Origin of the sequence: Marinobacter sp. (assembly GCF_035268745.1) — a bacterium.
GTDB lineage: Bacteria > Pseudomonadota > Gammaproteobacteria > Pseudomonadales > Oleiphilaceae > Marinobacter.
On record NZ_DATFKH010000067.1, the window covers coordinates 1 to 13,808 of the forward strand.

General features: G+C 58.5%; 16 protein-coding genes. 9 read left to right on the forward strand and 7 right to left on the reverse strand.

The genetic code is table 11. The features are described from left to right. Together VJ956_RS06175 and VJ956_RS06180 are read right to left on the reverse strand one after the other, a co-directional pair. Positions 1–929, reverse strand: a 929-nt coding sequence (locus VJ956_RS06175; RefSeq protein ID WP_324082855.1) for an NAD(P)/FAD-dependent oxidoreductase, incomplete at its 3' end; no start/stop codon positions are given. A 10-nt stretch (positions 930–939) separates the two neighbouring features. After that, on the reverse strand, positions 940–1,107 hold the full coding sequence (locus VJ956_RS06180; RefSeq protein ID WP_324082856.1) for a rubredoxin: 168 nt from the start codon (positions 1,105–1,107) through the stop codon (positions 940–942). 152 nt (positions 1,108–1,259) lie between these two features. Here VJ956_RS06180 and VJ956_RS06185 point away from each other — a divergent pair, with 152 nt between their 5' ends. The 8 genes from VJ956_RS06185 to VJ956_RS06220 all read left to right on the forward strand — a co-directional run bounded on the left by VJ956_RS06185 (position 1,260) and on the right by VJ956_RS06220 (position 8,531). Next, complete coding sequence (locus VJ956_RS06185; protein ID WP_324082859.1) at positions 1,260–1,817, forward strand: hypoxanthine-guanine phosphoribosyltransferase; 558 nt, start codon at positions 1,260–1,262, stop codon at positions 1,815–1,817. Continuing rightward, positions 1,798–2,361: a chorismate--pyruvate lyase family protein gene (locus VJ956_RS06190; protein WP_324082861.1), complete on the forward strand. Its 564-nt coding sequence runs from the start codon at positions 1,798–1,800 to the stop codon at positions 2,359–2,361. Before VJ956_RS06185 ends, VJ956_RS06190 begins: the two co-directional genes overlap by 20 nt. Beyond that, on the forward strand, positions 2,348–3,235 hold the full coding sequence (gene ubiA / locus VJ956_RS06195) for a 4-hydroxybenzoate octaprenyltransferase (RefSeq protein WP_324082863.1): 888 nt from the start codon (positions 2,348–2,350) through the stop codon (positions 3,233–3,235). The genes VJ956_RS06190 and ubiA overlap by 14 nt, the downstream gene beginning before the upstream one ends. Before the next feature lie 77 nt (positions 3,236–3,312). Next, positions 3,313–4,005: a phosphate regulon transcriptional regulator PhoB gene (phoB, locus tag VJ956_RS06200; RefSeq protein WP_324082865.1), complete on the forward strand. Its 693-nt coding sequence runs from the start codon at positions 3,313–3,315 to the stop codon at positions 4,003–4,005. A 57-nt stretch (positions 4,006–4,062) separates the two neighbouring features. Then, the gene (gene phoR / locus VJ956_RS06205) at positions 4,063–5,376 is read left to right on the forward strand and encodes a phosphate regulon sensor histidine kinase PhoR (protein ID WP_324082866.1); all 1,314 of its coding nucleotides are present in this window, start codon (positions 4,063–4,065) and stop codon (positions 5,374–5,376) included. Between the two features lie 152 nt (positions 5,377–5,528). Beyond that, complete coding sequence (locus VJ956_RS06210) at positions 5,529–6,731, forward strand: lytic murein transglycosylase (RefSeq protein ID WP_414674390.1); 1,203 nt, start codon at positions 5,529–5,531, stop codon at positions 6,729–6,731. Between the two features lie 61 nt (positions 6,732–6,792). After that, complete coding sequence (locus tag VJ956_RS06215) at positions 6,793–7,824, forward strand: metal-dependent hydrolase (RefSeq protein ID WP_324082868.1); 1,032 nt, start codon at positions 6,793–6,795, stop codon at positions 7,822–7,824. Positions 7,825–7,826: 2 nt separating this feature from the next. Further along, entirely contained in the window at positions 7,827–8,531 is a 705-nt protein-coding gene (locus VJ956_RS06220; RefSeq protein WP_324082883.1) for a pseudouridine synthase, read from the forward strand. A gap of 26 nt (positions 8,532–8,557) precedes the next feature. Here VJ956_RS06220 and VJ956_RS06225 read toward each other — a convergent pair whose 3' ends face one another. The 4 genes from VJ956_RS06225 to VJ956_RS06240 form a co-directional block, all read right to left on the reverse strand. Beyond that, positions 8,558–9,037, reverse strand: coding sequence for an asparaginase domain-containing protein (locus tag VJ956_RS06225; protein WP_324082870.1), 480 nt, complete (start codon positions 9,035–9,037; stop codon positions 8,558–8,560). After that, positions 9,034–9,921, reverse strand: coding sequence for a D-alanyl-D-alanine endopeptidase (gene pbpG, locus VJ956_RS06230; protein ID WP_324082872.1), 888 nt, complete (start codon positions 9,919–9,921; stop codon positions 9,034–9,036). The genes VJ956_RS06225 and pbpG overlap by 4 nt, the downstream gene beginning before the upstream one ends. A 124-nt stretch (positions 9,922–10,045) precedes the next feature. Continuing rightward, complete coding sequence (gene ilvD / locus VJ956_RS06235; RefSeq protein ID WP_324082874.1) at positions 10,046–11,722, reverse strand: dihydroxy-acid dehydratase; 1,677 nt, start codon at positions 11,720–11,722, stop codon at positions 10,046–10,048. A 115-nt stretch (positions 11,723–11,837) separates the two neighbouring features. Beyond that, positions 11,838–12,446 carry a Yip1 family protein gene (locus tag VJ956_RS06240; protein ID WP_324082876.1) on the reverse strand — a complete coding sequence of 203 codons (609 nt, stop codon included), beginning with the start codon at positions 12,444–12,446 and terminating at the stop codon, positions 11,838–11,840. A gap of 161 nt (positions 12,447–12,607) precedes the next feature. On the opposite strand from VJ956_RS06240, the gene VJ956_RS06245 reads away from it, so the two are divergent. After that, on the forward strand, positions 12,608–13,423 hold the full coding sequence (locus VJ956_RS06245) for a dienelactone hydrolase family protein (protein WP_324082878.1): 816 nt from the start codon (positions 12,608–12,610) through the stop codon (positions 13,421–13,423). Between the two features lie 78 nt (positions 13,424–13,501). On the opposite strand, the gene VJ956_RS06250 is transcribed toward VJ956_RS06245, so the two are convergent. After that, entirely contained in the window at positions 13,502–13,708 is a 207-nt protein-coding gene (locus tag VJ956_RS06250; RefSeq protein ID WP_150911443.1) for a cold-shock protein, read from the reverse strand. Positions 13,709–13,808 lie beyond the last annotated feature (100 nt).

A 13,808-nucleotide genomic window follows, 5' to 3' on the forward strand; every position in this document is an offset into this window, starting at 1 on the left:
TCACCAGCCAGAGTTCTGGCCAGGGCACGGGCACAGGCCATCAGGGGCATCACATAAGGCAGCACCATGCCGTCAACCTCGGCGCAATCGCCCAGAGCGTAGACATCCGGTGCCGAGGTTTCCAGTGCCCGGTTCACCACAATGCCGTGGTTGGTTTTCAGACCAGCCCCGGCTGCCAACTCTTTCCGTGGCCTGAGCCCTACCGCCGAAAGCACCAGATCTGCCGCAACTTCTTCATCATTGGCCAGGGTCAGCTTTACCCCGCTGCCCGCCGATGCAATGTGGTCGACCACGGTGCCAAGGTGGAACCGGGCACCAATTCCTTCAAGACCTTTGAGCACCGCCTCCGCGGCAGCCTCCGGCAGCAGCCCGGGCATCACCCTGTCATCGGGCGCAATCACGTCTACCTCATAGCCACCATTGCGAAGATCGTTGGCAAATTCACAGCCGATCAGACCGGCGCCCATGATGGCAACGTGTTTGCATTGCTCTCCGCCCTCTTCAAGGGCCTCCCGGAAGGCCCGGTAATCCATCAGGTCATTGATGGAAAAAACCCGCTTACTGCCGTCCCCCGGAATCGACAAACGGACCACGTCGGCGCCCCAGGCAAGCACCAGCCTGCTGTAGCTCAGACGTTCATCACCCAGAACCAGTTGCCGGGAGTCAATATCCAGCCCGGTCACGGTAACGCAGGTCCGCACTGTGACGCTCAGCTGTTCCTCCATTTTTTCCGGAGAGGACTGAATCAGACCGTCAGCATCCTTGTCCCTGGTAAAGCCGGTCGAAAGCATGGGCTTGGAGTAGCTGGCGCCATCATCGGCGGTCACCATCACGATGGGGGTTTCCCTGTCCTGCTTGCGGAATTCCCTGGCCAGGGTGTATCCGGACAACCCGGTCCCCACAATAACGATGGCCGCTTGTGTGCTCATTGCATAATCCTTAGCTGATCTCGATCATTTCGAAGTCTTCCTTGCCAACGCCGCAGTCCGGGCATTCCCAGTCTTCGGGCACATCTTCCCAGGCGGTACCCGGCTCGATGCCATCTTCTGGCCAGCCTTCGGCCTCGTCGTAAATAAACCCGCATACTACGCACTGCCACTTCTTCATAACTTTCTCCGAACTGTTTAACTTAATGACTGCACATCATACTCATCGCCGGGATCCAGACCAATAATCCACTGCCACTTGATGCGCCCGCCCCTCCCTTCAACCGCCTTCCTCCGGTATACTTTATCGTTTGCAGACAGGACCCGACCGCAATGACCGACACCGTCGACGAACTCAACCGGGTAATGGCCGAAGCCGATTGCCTGGTCGACGAAGCCCACGTTTACTCAGCCATTCGCACCATGGCGGACGCCATAACCTTGCGCCTGCGGGAAACCAACCCGCTCCTGCTGTGCGTGATGAACGGCGGCCTGATCCTGACGGGCCAGTTACTGCCTCTGCTCAAGTTTCCGGTTCAGGCTGAGTATCTGCACGCGACCCGTTATCGGCAAGAAACCACTGGCGGCATTCTGGAATGGAAGCTTCGCCCCGAGGTTGACATGAGTGGCCGGACCATCATTATTGTCGACGACATTCTCGATGAAGGTACGACCCTGTGCGCCATTGCGGATTACTGCCAGGCTCACGGAGCAGTGGAAGTACTGACTGCAGTGCTGGTCGACAAACAGCATGACCGCAAGGCCAGACCGGGTCTGAAAGCGGATTTTACCGGGCTGACTGTTGAAGACCGCTTCCTGTTTGGCTTCGGTATGGATTACAAAGGTTACTGGCGCAACGCTCCGGGAATTTATGCCGTCAAGGGACTCTGACTCCATCACAGGGATCCGCATACCTGAAACTCACTGGTATCAGTCCTTCGCGGCGGCGGGCCTGCACGACCCCGCCATCCATGGCGAACTGAGCCATTGGCTCAGGCTGCAGGGCTCACTGACCCGGGCGCTGCAATTGCGGTGCCAGCACAGTTTCCGGGTAAGAATTCTGAGCGAAGGCTTCGCCCGCCCGAGCCAGGAGGAATCCAGGACACTGGGCCTGCCACCCCGGCGCCGTGCCTGGATTCGCGAAGTCTGCCTGCTCGGCGACGACACGCCCTGGGTGCTGGCGCGCACGGTCATTCCCATGGCGACGCTGGCAGGCAGGGGCCGCCGGCTAAGGCATCTGGGCAGGCAACCCCTCGGCGCCTATCTGTTCAGCAACAGTCATTGGCACAGAGGCATTTTCGAAACCGGCCTGTGCCAGCGTGAAACCCCAGACCAGCCACGTGCGGCCCGTCGTTCGCAGTTTTTCAGCGGCGACAGATCACTGCTGGTCGGTGAATACTTTCTGCCCCACGGAAAATTTTATGACGAGGAATAACCCGCCCCGGCAGCTCCGGGCACGGCTTCTGGATTATGCATTGCTGCTGAGACTCGACCGGCCCATTGGCAGTCTGCTGCTGTTATGGCCCACCTATTGGGCGCTATGGCTGGCCGCCGAGGGCATGCCGCAGACCGGCAACCTTATCGTCTTCACCCTGGGCGTGTTCCTTATGCGGGCCGCCGGCTGCGCGATCAATGATTTCGCCGACCGCAAGGTAGACCGCCACGTAAAACGCACGAAAGACCGCCCCCTCACCTCGGGCCGCATTGCGCCCTGGGAAGCAGTTGCCTTGTTCGCGGGCATCTGCGTTCTGGCATTTCTGATGGTTGTCCTGTTCACCAACACGCTGACGCTCTACCTGTCTTTTGGCGGTGTTGTTCTGGCCTTTATCTACCCATTCATGAAGCGCCATACCCACCTGCCCCAACTGTTTCTGGGCGCTGCGTTCTCCTGGGCGATTCCCATGGCCTGGGCGGCAGAGGCCGGCGAGGTTACCCGCCTGGTCTGGCTGCTGTTTACTGCAAACGTGCTGTGGACCGTGGCCTACGACACTTTTTATGCCATGGTCGACCGGGACGACGACCTGAAGATCGGCGTTAAATCCACCGCTATTCTGTTTGGTGACGCCGACCGGGCGATGATTGCCGTGCTGCAGGCACTGGTGGTTCTGATCCTGGTTCTGGTAGGGCGCCAGGCGGAACTGGGCGCGGCCTTCTATCTTGGCGTCCTTGCCATGGCCTGTCTGTTCATCTATCAGCAACATCTGGCCCGTTTCCGCCACCGGGACGGCTGCTTCAGGGCGTTCCTCAATAACAACTGGGCCGGCTTTGCGGTTTTTCTGGGACTTGTGACCGACCTGTCGATGGCCTAGTGCCCTGTCATATACTTGTAACATTCGCCGGTTGTAATGGATGGCACTTGCTAAGGTCTGACACAGGTTTAACGCTCATGACTGGAAAAACTGTCCTCATCGTTGATGACGAGTCCTCCATCAGGGAGGTAATCGCCGTTGCTCTGGAAATGGCGGATTACGACTATATTGAGGCCGCGGACGCCCGCGAAGCCCACTCCCTTATTATCGACAGGCAGCCGGATCTGATTCTGCTGGACTGGATGCTGCCCGGCACCAGCGGCGTGGAGCTGGCACGGCGCCTGAAAAAAGATGAGGTCACCTGCGACATACCCATCATCATGCTGACCGCCAAGGTCGAGGAAGACAACAAGATCCAGGGCCTGGAAGTGGGTGCCGACGATTACATCACCAAACCGTTTTCACCACGGGAACTGGTTGCGCGCCTGAAAGCGGTATTGCGTCGGGCCACGCCCCCGGGCGTTGAATCCCCGGTGGAAGTCGACGGACTCACCCTCGATCCTGTTGGCCATCGTGTCACTACCTCACATGGCGTGCTCAATATCGGCCCCACCGAATATCGACTGCTGCAGTTCTTTATGACCCATCAGGAACGGGTCTATACTCGCTCCCAGTTGCTGGATCAGGTATGGGGCGGTAACGTGTACGTCGAAGAGCGCACCGTTGATGTCCACATCCGGCGTCTGCGCAAAGCCCTCGGCGCAGAATACGATCACCTGATACAGACCGTGCGCGGCACCGGTTACCGGTTTTCAACCAGAGCAGCCTAGCCGCACACGGCAAGAGACACGGTAAGGACTGCCAGAACCGACCCGGGAACCCTGTGCATGCAACACAACTGGTCAAAGTACCTGCGGTGGATTATTGCTTTTCTTGTCGCCTGTACTCTGGCCGGGCTGGTTTTCGGCTACCCGGTCTACGGTCTGGCCGCCGGCCTGCTGATTTACCTCTTCTGGACCCTGTCCCATGCCAAGCGCATGTATTTATGGTTAAGCAATCCCAGCGTCAGTGAGGAAGCGCCCCAGAGTATTGGCCTCTGGGGTGATCTGTTCGATGGCCTGCACAAACTTCATCAGAACCACCTGAAGGAAAGAGACCGGCTGATGGCCCGGATCGACCAGGTACAGGAGTCAACCAATGCCATGCATGACGGCGTGGTGATGACCGATTCCAGCGGCGCCATGGAATGGTGGAATAACTCGGCGGAGCATCTGTTGGGATTCCGCCAGAGCACCGACCAGGGCCAGTATATCCACAACCTGATCCGCAACCCTGCTTTCAAGGCCTATTTTGATACCTGCGAATACCGTGAACCGCTGGAATTGAGTTCCCCCGCCAAACCCCACATCCGCCTGCAGATGCAGTTCAGCCTGTTCGGCAACAACGACCGGCTGATTGTCGCCAAGGACGTGACGCGGCTGTACCAACTTGAACAGATGCGGCGGGATTTCGTGGGCAACGTATCCCACGAGATGCGGACGCCGCTGACCGTAATCAGCGGCTACCTGGAAACCCTGATGGATCACGCCGGGGACCTGCCACCGAAATGGCGCCGGGCCATCAACACCATGGCCCAGCAGTCGTCCCGTATGGAGGCACTGATCACCGATCTGATTCTGCTGTCCAAAATCGAGACCGGTCAGCAGACGCTCAATGACTCGGTCACCGATGTTAACAGCATGATCCGCCAGATCTGTCACGATGCGAAGGCCCTCAGCGGGGATCAGGGCCATGATGTCCAGGTCAGTGTCAGCGACCGGCACTGGGTCAAGGGCGATGAGAGCCAGCTCAGAAGCGCCTTCTCCAACCTTGTGTTCAATGCGGTCAAATACACCCCGGCAGGGGGCACCATTACCGTCACCTGGAAAACCGATCGTGAAGGCGCTCAGCTGTCAGTGCGAGACACCGGCATCGGCATTGATCCGGTCCATATCCCCCGTCTTACCGAGCGCTTCTACCGGGCCGATCCCAGCCGCCATCAGGAAACCGGGGGCACCGGTCTTGGTTTGGCCATCGTCAAACACGTACTGATCAACCACGACGGCAGGCTGGAAATTCTCAGCCATATTGGCCAGGGCAGCGAATTTATCTGTCACTTCCCGCAAGAGCGCGTGACCGAAAGCCCGCCCGAACCGGCATAACCTTCTCGAAGTGCTGCATAAACCCTGATTTCCGGTGTTTCACCACCACTAAAACAGGCTAACATGGAGCTCTGTAAAACCACTCCAGACAGAGGTTCCGCGTGCTCTTTCAAGCGCCAAGAAATCGTTCCACAAAATCAATACGGGTCTTCATGATTGCTCAGGTTTTCCTGCTGGCAGGTGTCCCGGCGATGTCGGCTCAGGCACAGCAGGCAGACAGTAAACAGTCACCGGAGGAATTCGCCCGGTGTCTGGAGCAACTCGGCCAGACCGCTGTTCAGGCGGGCGTTTCCGAACAGACGGCATCCCGGGTCGTCGCAGGGGTAAAAAAAGTTGACCGGGTGCTCGAGCTTGACCGTCGCCAGCCGGAATTCACCACCACCTTCGATGACTATCTGAACCGCCGGGTCAACCAGGACCGCATCCAGAAAGGTCGGGAACTGCTGCAGACCCACCGGCAGCTGCTGCAACGGGTTACCCGGGAGACGGGCGTACCGGCACCGTATCTGGTGTCATTCTGGGGGCTGGAAACCAACTTTGGCGCTTACTTCGGCAAGATGTCGGTGCCCGACTCCCTGGCCACACTTGCCTGCGACCGGCGCCGCAGTGAATTTTTCACCAGACAATGGGTAGCGGCACTGCAGATTATAGACGAGGGCGCCATTCCCGCAGAGCAGATGGAAGGCTCCTGGGCCGGTGCCATGGGCCATGTTCAGTTCATGCCGACGGTCTTCCTCAAACACGCGGTCGATGCGGATGACGATGGCCGCCGGGATCTCTGGAACAGCCTGCCGGATGCGATGATGTCTGCCGGACGTTTTCTCGAGTCCATGGGCTGGGACGGCGAGTATCGCTGGGGCCGGGAAGTGCTGTTGCCGGGGGATTTTGACTACAGCCTCGCCGATGGCCGCAAGCTGCCACTGGCGCAGTGGCGCCAGCACGGCATTACGGATGCCTTCGGAAATCCCCTGGCCCGGGCCGATATCAGCGCCGCGCTGATAGTGCCAGCCGGGCACCGGGGCCCGGCCTTTCTGGTCTACCAGAACTTCGGCGTCATCATGGGCTGGAACCGTTCCGAGTTTTACGCCATCGCCGTGGGCCATCTGGCTGACCGGATCGCGGGTGCAGGCGGACTTCAGGTCCCGCCTCCCCGGGACCTGCCGGCTTTGTCGAGGCAGCAGATTCTGGAGCTTCAGCAAGCGCTGGAGAATCAGGGCTTTGACCCTGGGCCAATCGACGGCATTCTGGGTTCGGGCACACGTTCGGCGATTCGCCAGTTCCAGCAAACCAATAATCTGGTGGCCGACGGCTATCCCGGCGCTCAGGTTCTGAAGATGGCAGGCATCGAGAGCTGATCCGGATCCGGATCGGGGGCCTATACCTGTCATTACCCGTTATTGAGGTCAGCCAGCATTTATGGACTCCATTACTCAGGCAGCGCTGGGAGCATCGCTCGCCGGCGCGGTCGCCGGCAGGCATCTGGGCCGTTCATCGCTGCTTGTCGGAGCCGCGCTGGGAACGCTTCCCGACCTCGACGTCGTAATCGACTACGGCACGGCCATCGCCAATTTTTCCCAGCACCGTGGATTCAGCCACTCTGTACTTGTGTTGTTGCCCCTGTCGGTGCTGCTGGCCTGGATCCTGCAACGCTGGCGCCCTGCCCCGGGGTACCGGCGCTGGTTGCTGCTGACGTCGCTGATTCTGCTGACACACCCAATGCTTGATGCGTTCACCGCCTATGGCACACAGATTCTCTGGCCGTTTGCATACCCCGTTGCCATCAGCAGCATTTTTATCATTGACCCGCTCTACACGCTACCATTGTTCGCTGGCATCATGGTCTTTCTGGTGCGCGGAACCGCGATCCGGGCGGTGACCCTCGGGCTGGCGGTGTCGACGCTTTACCTGGGCTGGACGCTGGCGGCGCAGCAGATCATTTCCAGCCGGGTCGACCCGGCGCTGGCCGAAGCGGGCCTGCAAGACGCCCCAAGACTGGTCCAGCCCATGCCGTTCAGCACCCTGCTATGGCGGGTAACGGTCAACAGCGACGTTCAACGGGTTGAGATCGTCACCGGATTTCTTGATGGTGACGCGCCGCTGCTGCTGCAGTATTTTCCCCGCCGGCCAGACCTTGAGGCCGCCGCAAAATCGAGCGTTGAAGGCCGGAGACTGGATTGGTTCACCGATGGGTTCGTAGCCTACGGGCTGAAGGAACAGACACTTACCGCGACCGATATCCGTCTGGGCCTGCCCGGCGTCCATCCTTTCATTTTCACTCTGGGACACTATGAGAATGGAAATCTGACTCCGGCACCCAGTCGCAAACTGGCCCGCCCGGGCCTGCGCAGAGAACCGTTTCTGGCGCTCTGGCAACGCATGACCGGCCAGGCGACGGTGCTCTGTCTGGCCAGCCTGACCATTCCGGCCCCGCACGAAACCTGCTCGTGACCATGAGACTGGATTACCTGGTAGCAACGGCGTCGGGTCTGTCCCGCAAAGACGCCAAAAGAGCCATTGGCAAAGGCCAGGTGGAACGTAACGGCAGCCAGTGTCGTCAGGCATCTGTCCAGGTCGGGGCGGAGGACGACATCAGGCTGGAGGGCAACAGGCTGAGTCTGCCCGGGGAACGCTACCTGATGCTGTTCAAGCCGCAGGGCACGCTCAGTGCCACCACTGACAGCCAGCAGCCAACAGCGCTGGACCTGATTCCCGCCGACCTCCGGAACGGCCTGCACATCGCAGGGCGGCTGGACCGGGATACCACCGGCCTGCTGCTACTGACCACTGACGGGCACTGGTCCCACCGGATTACATCTCCGCGGACTGGCTGCGAGAAGACTTACCGGGTAGCGCTGAGTGAGCCGATCAGCGGGGACGCGATAGCTCATCTTGAAACAGGGGTGAAACTGAAAGGTGAAGACGCCCTTACCCGGCCCGCAATAGTCAGCCTGATTAACCCGCAAACCATCGAGCTGACGATCCGGGAGGGGCGCTACCACCAGATCAAACGCATGCTGGCAGCAGTCGGGAATCACGTTACCGCCCTGCACCGGTTGCGGATTGGTGCCATTGCCCTGGACGATTCACTGGCGCCGGGGGAATTTCGTGAACTCACGGCCGCGGAAATCATCAGCGTCAGGGTCCCGTCCGGCTGATTCGTTAACCTGCCGGGTAACGCTGATCAGGTCCGCTCGAAACGCTTTGCCTGCAGATTCTTGCGCACGGTCCCGGCCTCGAAGACCTCCCCGTTCATCGCAATGTAAATGCCCTCGGGCAACAGGCTGACTGCCGCCCATGCAAAACCCAGATTGAACACCGCATCGCTTCTGCGCATCCGCGCTGGCTGCATGGCCCCGAACAACACAATGGTTTTTCCGGTCACACCCTTTAACGCCTCGGCAGTCCGGGTCATGGTGTCGGTGCCGTGGGTAATAAGAATACGCTCAGAGCCGGTCTCGCCGACCGCCTCGGCAATCCGGTCCCGATCCTCGTCAGACAGTTCCAGACTGTCTTTACGCATCAGTTCCCGCAGACTGTAGCCTTGGTGAATATTGGCTTCAGATAACAGTTCCGGAAGCAACGAGTCGCCGATTTCAAAATCACTGTTGGCGTCAAAGTAGACTTTGTCTATGGTGCCGCCGGTGGTCAGGATTGCGATCATGGTGTTGAGTAGGCCGCATTTTTCTGGCGGGCGTAGTCTCTTGCCCGCGCTGCCACGCCGCCGCTTTCTCCGGTTCTCAGCCAGCGCCTTATGCGACCGGCGTCTCCCATCGGTGAGCGGGTGCCTAATGAATCCAGCAGCACAGTCACCAGCTGCCGGCCCTCAAATTCCTGCAACATCACCAGGCACCGCCCTGCCTCGGACAGGTAGCCGGTTTTGCTGATGTCCACACCCCAGCTTTCGCGGTGAACCAGCGCGTTGGTATTGCCAAAGGCGAGTCGGTACCGGGGCTGCCGGAACCGCGCCGTAAAATAACGGGTGGTTGAATACTCACTGATTTGCGGATGTTGATTGGCCGCAATCACCAACCGGACCAGGTCCGCTGCCGAAGACTTGTTCCCGGTCGACAATCCGGTCGGATCTACAAAGATGGTATTTTCCATACCCAGCTCCTGTGCCTTTGCATTCATTGCGGCAACAAAGGCGTCGTAGCCACCGGTAAAATGGCGGGCCAGGGTGTAGGCCGCAAAGTTTTCAGAGGACATGAGCGCGATACGAAGCACGTCGCCACGCTTCAGCTCCGAGCCAACGCGGATACGGGTATAGGCATTTGCCGGTGCAGGAATATGCCGGGTCTGAAATTCCAGCCACTCATTGAGGGACTGGCCGGATTCCATCACCACCAGAGCTGTCATCAGCTTGGTTATGGAAGCAATCGGTACCTGACGCTCTGAATTCTTTGCAAACACCAGCTCCTCGCCGTCGGCATAGGCCACCGCTGCGTTCACCGAGGCAAGTTGCAATCCGTCAGAGGCGTTTTCGTGAGCCTGCGCAGCAATCGTCGAGCAGAAAAGTACCAGAATAAGCAGTGCGAAGCGGAGCATTTGCCAACCTTGAAATCACATTCATACAAGGGCCGGGGCCCTGATTCAGAGCTTTACTATAGCAGCCAGTTGCGTCACACGCCCATGCGCGTGACGCCCGGCCGGTTACCGCTATGCCGGCAAATCAGGGCTTGTCAGTCACAGCCCCTTCCGACGCCGAACTGACGGTACGGGCGTATTTCGCCAGAACTCCCCGCGTATACCGGGGCGGAGGAGCTACCCAGGCCTTGCGGCGACGCTCCAGTTCCTCCTCGGACACGTCGAGCTCGATACGGTTGGCGACGGCATCGATGGTCACCGTGTCGCCGTTTTCAACCAGTGCCAGTGGCCCACCGTCCGCCGCTTCCGGGGTAATATGGCCGACTACAAAACCGTGGCTGCCGCCGGAAAAACGACCGTCGGTAATCAGTGCGACATCGTTACCCAGCCCCTTGCCCATGATCGCCGACGTCGGCGTCAGCATTTCCCGCATGCCGGGACCGCCTTTGGGGCCCTCAAAGCGAATAACCAGAACGTCTCCTGCGACAACCGTGCCGTCCATGATCCGCTCCTGGGCTTCTTCCTCCGAATGGAATACCCGCGCACGACCGCTGAAATGGGTCCCTTCCTTGCCGGTAATTTTGGCCACTGCACCCGTGGGGGCCAGGTTGCCATAAAGAATGCGCAGGTGACTGTCGGATTTGATCGGATTGTCAAAAGCCCGAATGATGTCCTGGCCTTGGGGATAAGGCTCGACGTCCGCCAGATTTTCGACCAGGGTTTTGCCGGTAACGGTCAGGCAGTTGCCGTGGAGCAGACCACGGTCGAGCAGCATTTTCATGAGCGGCTGAATGCCTCCGATGGCTACCAGTTCCGACATCATGTAATGCCCACTCGGGCGAAGGTCTGCCAGCACGGGCACCCGCTTGCCAATGGTCACAAAATCATCAAGGTTCAGTTCCACACCAATGGTGTTGGCCATGGCAATCAGGTGCAGCACGGCGTTGGTGGAGCCACCGAGGGCGATGACCACGGTGATGGCATTCTCGAATGCTTCCCGGGTCATCACATCAGACGGCTTGATGTCCGTTTCCAGCAGATCGAGCACTGCGGCGCCCGCCGCCCGGCAATCGGCCGCCTTGCTATCTGATATGGCATTCTGGGCCGAACTTCCGGGCAGGCTCATGCCCATGGCTTCAATAGCGGAGGCCATGGTGTTGGCGGTGTACATGCCCCCACAGGAACCGGGGCCAGGAATAGCCGTTTCTTCGATCTGCTTGACCTCGATCAGGTCCAGGTCTCCCCTGGCGTGAGCCCCCACCGCCTCGAAAACCGAAATGATGTCGGTATGGTTCTCACCCGGCATGATAGTGCCGCCATAAACGAATACCGAAGGCCGGTTCAGCCGTGCCAGCCCCATCATGCAGCCGGGCATGTTCTTGTCGCAGCCGCCGATGGCGACCAGCCCGTCAAAGCCTTCACAACCGGCAACAGTCTCGATGGAATCGGCAATAACTTCCCGCGACACCAGCGAATATTTCATGCCTTCTGTGCCATTGGCAATGCCATCAGATACCGTAATGGTGTTAAAGGTCAGGCTTTTCCCGCCAGCGTCATCAGCCCCGGCAGCGGATTCCTGCGCCAGCCTGTCGATATGCATGTTGCAGGGGGTCAGATTGCTCCAGGTGGAAGCAATCCCGATTTGCGGCTTGCGGAAGTCCTCGTCATTAAAACCTACGGCACGGAGCATGGCGCGGCTTGCGGATTTTCCGAGCCCGTCCACCACGGGTGCGGAATACCGGCGGCGTTTGTCCTCTGTCATGACTTTTCTCCCTTGCTATTGTTATCTGAAAACGGCTCGACCTCCGCAAAAACGGGCGGCCTTTTCAGACCGCCCGTTCAGCATTTATGAAGGGGCTGCGGCAGGCGCGTGGTGCCTAACCGGCATAAACGGGTCCGAACCCGTAGGTCCACAGAATAACCGAACCAGCCAGTGTCGACACCAGAATAACCAGCGCTACCGTCAGCAGCGCACCCGCATACATTACTGCCTGAGCCCTGCGGATACCCATAACCACAGGCAGTCCGTTATACATCAGCCAGGCGCCGTAGCCTGCAGCGGCCATATGAACAAGGACGTTGAACCAGATGCTGGGATACAACAGACCAAAGCCTGCGAAGAACAGTGGGGTACAGGAATAGGACACCAGCGCAACGCCCCTCGACGGGACCTCTTCCTGTTTGGCGCCATAGGTTCGGGCCATCCAGTTCACGCCATACCCCAGGGCAAATACACCCACCAGAATAGCCAGGTAACTCAGAACACTGAGCTGAAGAGCGCTGAGTGCCGTAAACGTGATGACGCGATCACCACTGATCGTCCAGCCGATATGAGCCGTCGAGATGTAGGCACAGATCGGGCCGATCAGAGCGAGCACAAGCACATAAGCGACATAGAGCCTGCGCGGCGGAGCTTTTTCATTGCGAATCTCCGACCACTCGCTATCCGGGTTCTTGAACAGTCCAAAGGCATGATTCAGGAGCATTGCGAAATCCTTATAAAAATCCAGTAGAGTCTGGTGTTATACGACAACTATAACTAAATTGATTCCGGTAAACACTGTGTCAGCGAAATTTCTGCCAGTACGATAGATTATAGAATACTGGCTCGAGACCAAAGATCATTTACCGGATGGAGCAGACAAAAATGAAGACTTCCAGACACGCTCTGACAGCAGTCCCGCTTTCAGTTGCCGCAACGCTTATCCTCGCAAGTGCCCAGGCAACCGCAGCAATACAGACAGAGACTCTGAACTATGAAGTCAATGGTGAGTCTTTCACCGGCTACATGGCCTACGATGACGAAGCCAAAGGCAAGCGTCCCGGTGTTCTGGTGGTTCATGAATGGTGGGGCCATAATGAATTTGCCCGCAATCAGGCCGAGAAACTTGCAGCGGAAGGCTATACCGCATTCGCTCTGGACATGTACGGTTCGGGCAAGCTGGCAGAACACCCTGAGGATGCCCAGCAATTCATGAAAGAAGCCACCAGGGACATGGACCAGGTCAAGGCCCGGTTTATGGCCGCCAAAGAATTGCTGCAGCAGCACGACAGTGTCGACAGCAGCAGGATCGCCGCTCAGGGTTATTGCTTTGGTGGCGCGGTGGTGCTGAACATGGCACGGATGGGGGTCGATCTGGACGCGGTCGTGAGCTATCACGGTGCCCTGGGAAGTCCTGTCAAGGCGGAAGCAGGACAGGTTCAGCCCCGTATTCACGCCTACACCGGTGGCGCGGACAAGATGGTGCCCGCAGATCAGGTTGCCGGTCTGGTAAAGGAAATGCACGATGCTGGCGCTGACCTGACCCTGGTTACCTTTCCCGGCGTTCTTCACTCTTTCACGAATCCGGGTGCAGACAGGTTTGCTGAGGAATTCAATATGCCTGTTGGCTACGATGAAGACGCAGCAACCCGCTCCTGGGAAGGTACCATGCGGCTTTATGAAGAAGTCTTCAGAAACTGAGCCTGGCAGGCTGCCAGAACCCTAATCCAGACACAAAAAAGGCAGCCGTGGCTGCCTTTTTCACGTTATCTGCGTCGGTTAGACAGCAGTTACGTTTTCCGCCTGCGGGCCTTTCTGACCCTGGGTAACAGTGAACTCGACCTGCTGGCCTTCTGCCAGAGTCTTGAAACCACTGCCCTGAATTGCGCTGTAGTGAACGAATACGTCCGGGCCGCCTTCACGAGTGATAAAGCCAAAGCCTTTTGCTTCGTTGAAGAACTTAACAGTGCCGGTAGTAGTAGACATATCTTAAACTTCCTGAAATCAATTAATTAATCTGCCGCCAAACATCACAACGATGGTTGATCAGCGTTTACGGAAAAACAGAATTTGCGGAATCAAAAAC

Bases quoted from the DNA above. Each gene is read 5' to 3' on its own strand.
- VJ956_RS06225 (WP_324082870.1), bottom strand. From the start codon at position 9,037: ATGATCGCAATCCTGACCACCGGCGGCACCATAGACAAAGTCTACTTT.
- VJ956_RS06185 (WP_324082859.1), top strand. From the start codon at position 1,260: ATGACCGACACCGTCGACGAACTCAACCGGGTAATGGCCGAAGCCGAT.
- VJ956_RS06180 (WP_324082856.1), bottom strand. From the start codon at position 1,107: ATGAAGAAGTGGCAGTGCGTAGTATGCGGGTTTATTTACGACGAGGCC.
- VJ956_RS06190 (WP_324082861.1), top strand. From the start codon at position 1,798: ATGCCGTCAAGGGACTCTGACTCCATCACAGGGATCCGCATACCTGAA.
- ilvD (WP_324082874.1), bottom strand. From the start codon at position 11,722: ATGACAGAGGACAAACGCCGCCGGTATTCCGCACCCGTGGTGGACGGG.
- phoB (WP_324082865.1), top strand. From the start codon at position 3,313: ATGACTGGAAAAACTGTCCTCATCGTTGATGACGAGTCCTCCATCAGG.
- VJ956_RS06220 (WP_324082883.1), top strand. From the start codon at position 7,827: ATGAGACTGGATTACCTGGTAGCAACGGCGTCGGGTCTGTCCCGCAAA.
- VJ956_RS06245 (WP_324082878.1), top strand. From the start codon at position 12,608: ATGAAGACTTCCAGACACGCTCTGACAGCAGTCCCGCTTTCAGTTGCC.
- phoR (WP_324082866.1), top strand. From the start codon at position 4,063: ATGCAACACAACTGGTCAAAGTACCTGCGGTGGATTATTGCTTTTCTT.
- pbpG (WP_324082872.1), bottom strand. From the start codon at position 9,921: ATGCTCCGCTTCGCACTGCTTATTCTGGTACTTTTCTGCTCGACGATT.
- VJ956_RS06250 (WP_150911443.1), bottom strand. From the start codon at position 13,708: ATGTCTACTACTACCGGCACTGTTAAGTTCTTCAACGAAGCAAAAGGC.
- ubiA (WP_324082863.1), top strand. From the start codon at position 2,348: ATGACGAGGAATAACCCGCCCCGGCAGCTCCGGGCACGGCTTCTGGAT.
- VJ956_RS06210 (WP_414674390.1), top strand. From the start codon at position 5,529: ATGATTGCTCAGGTTTTCCTGCTGGCAGGTGTCCCGGCGATGTCGGCT.
- VJ956_RS06215 (WP_324082868.1), top strand. From the start codon at position 6,793: ATGGACTCCATTACTCAGGCAGCGCTGGGAGCATCGCTCGCCGGCGCG.
- VJ956_RS06240 (WP_324082876.1), bottom strand. From the start codon at position 12,446: ATGCTCCTGAATCATGCCTTTGGACTGTTCAAGAACCCGGATAGCGAG.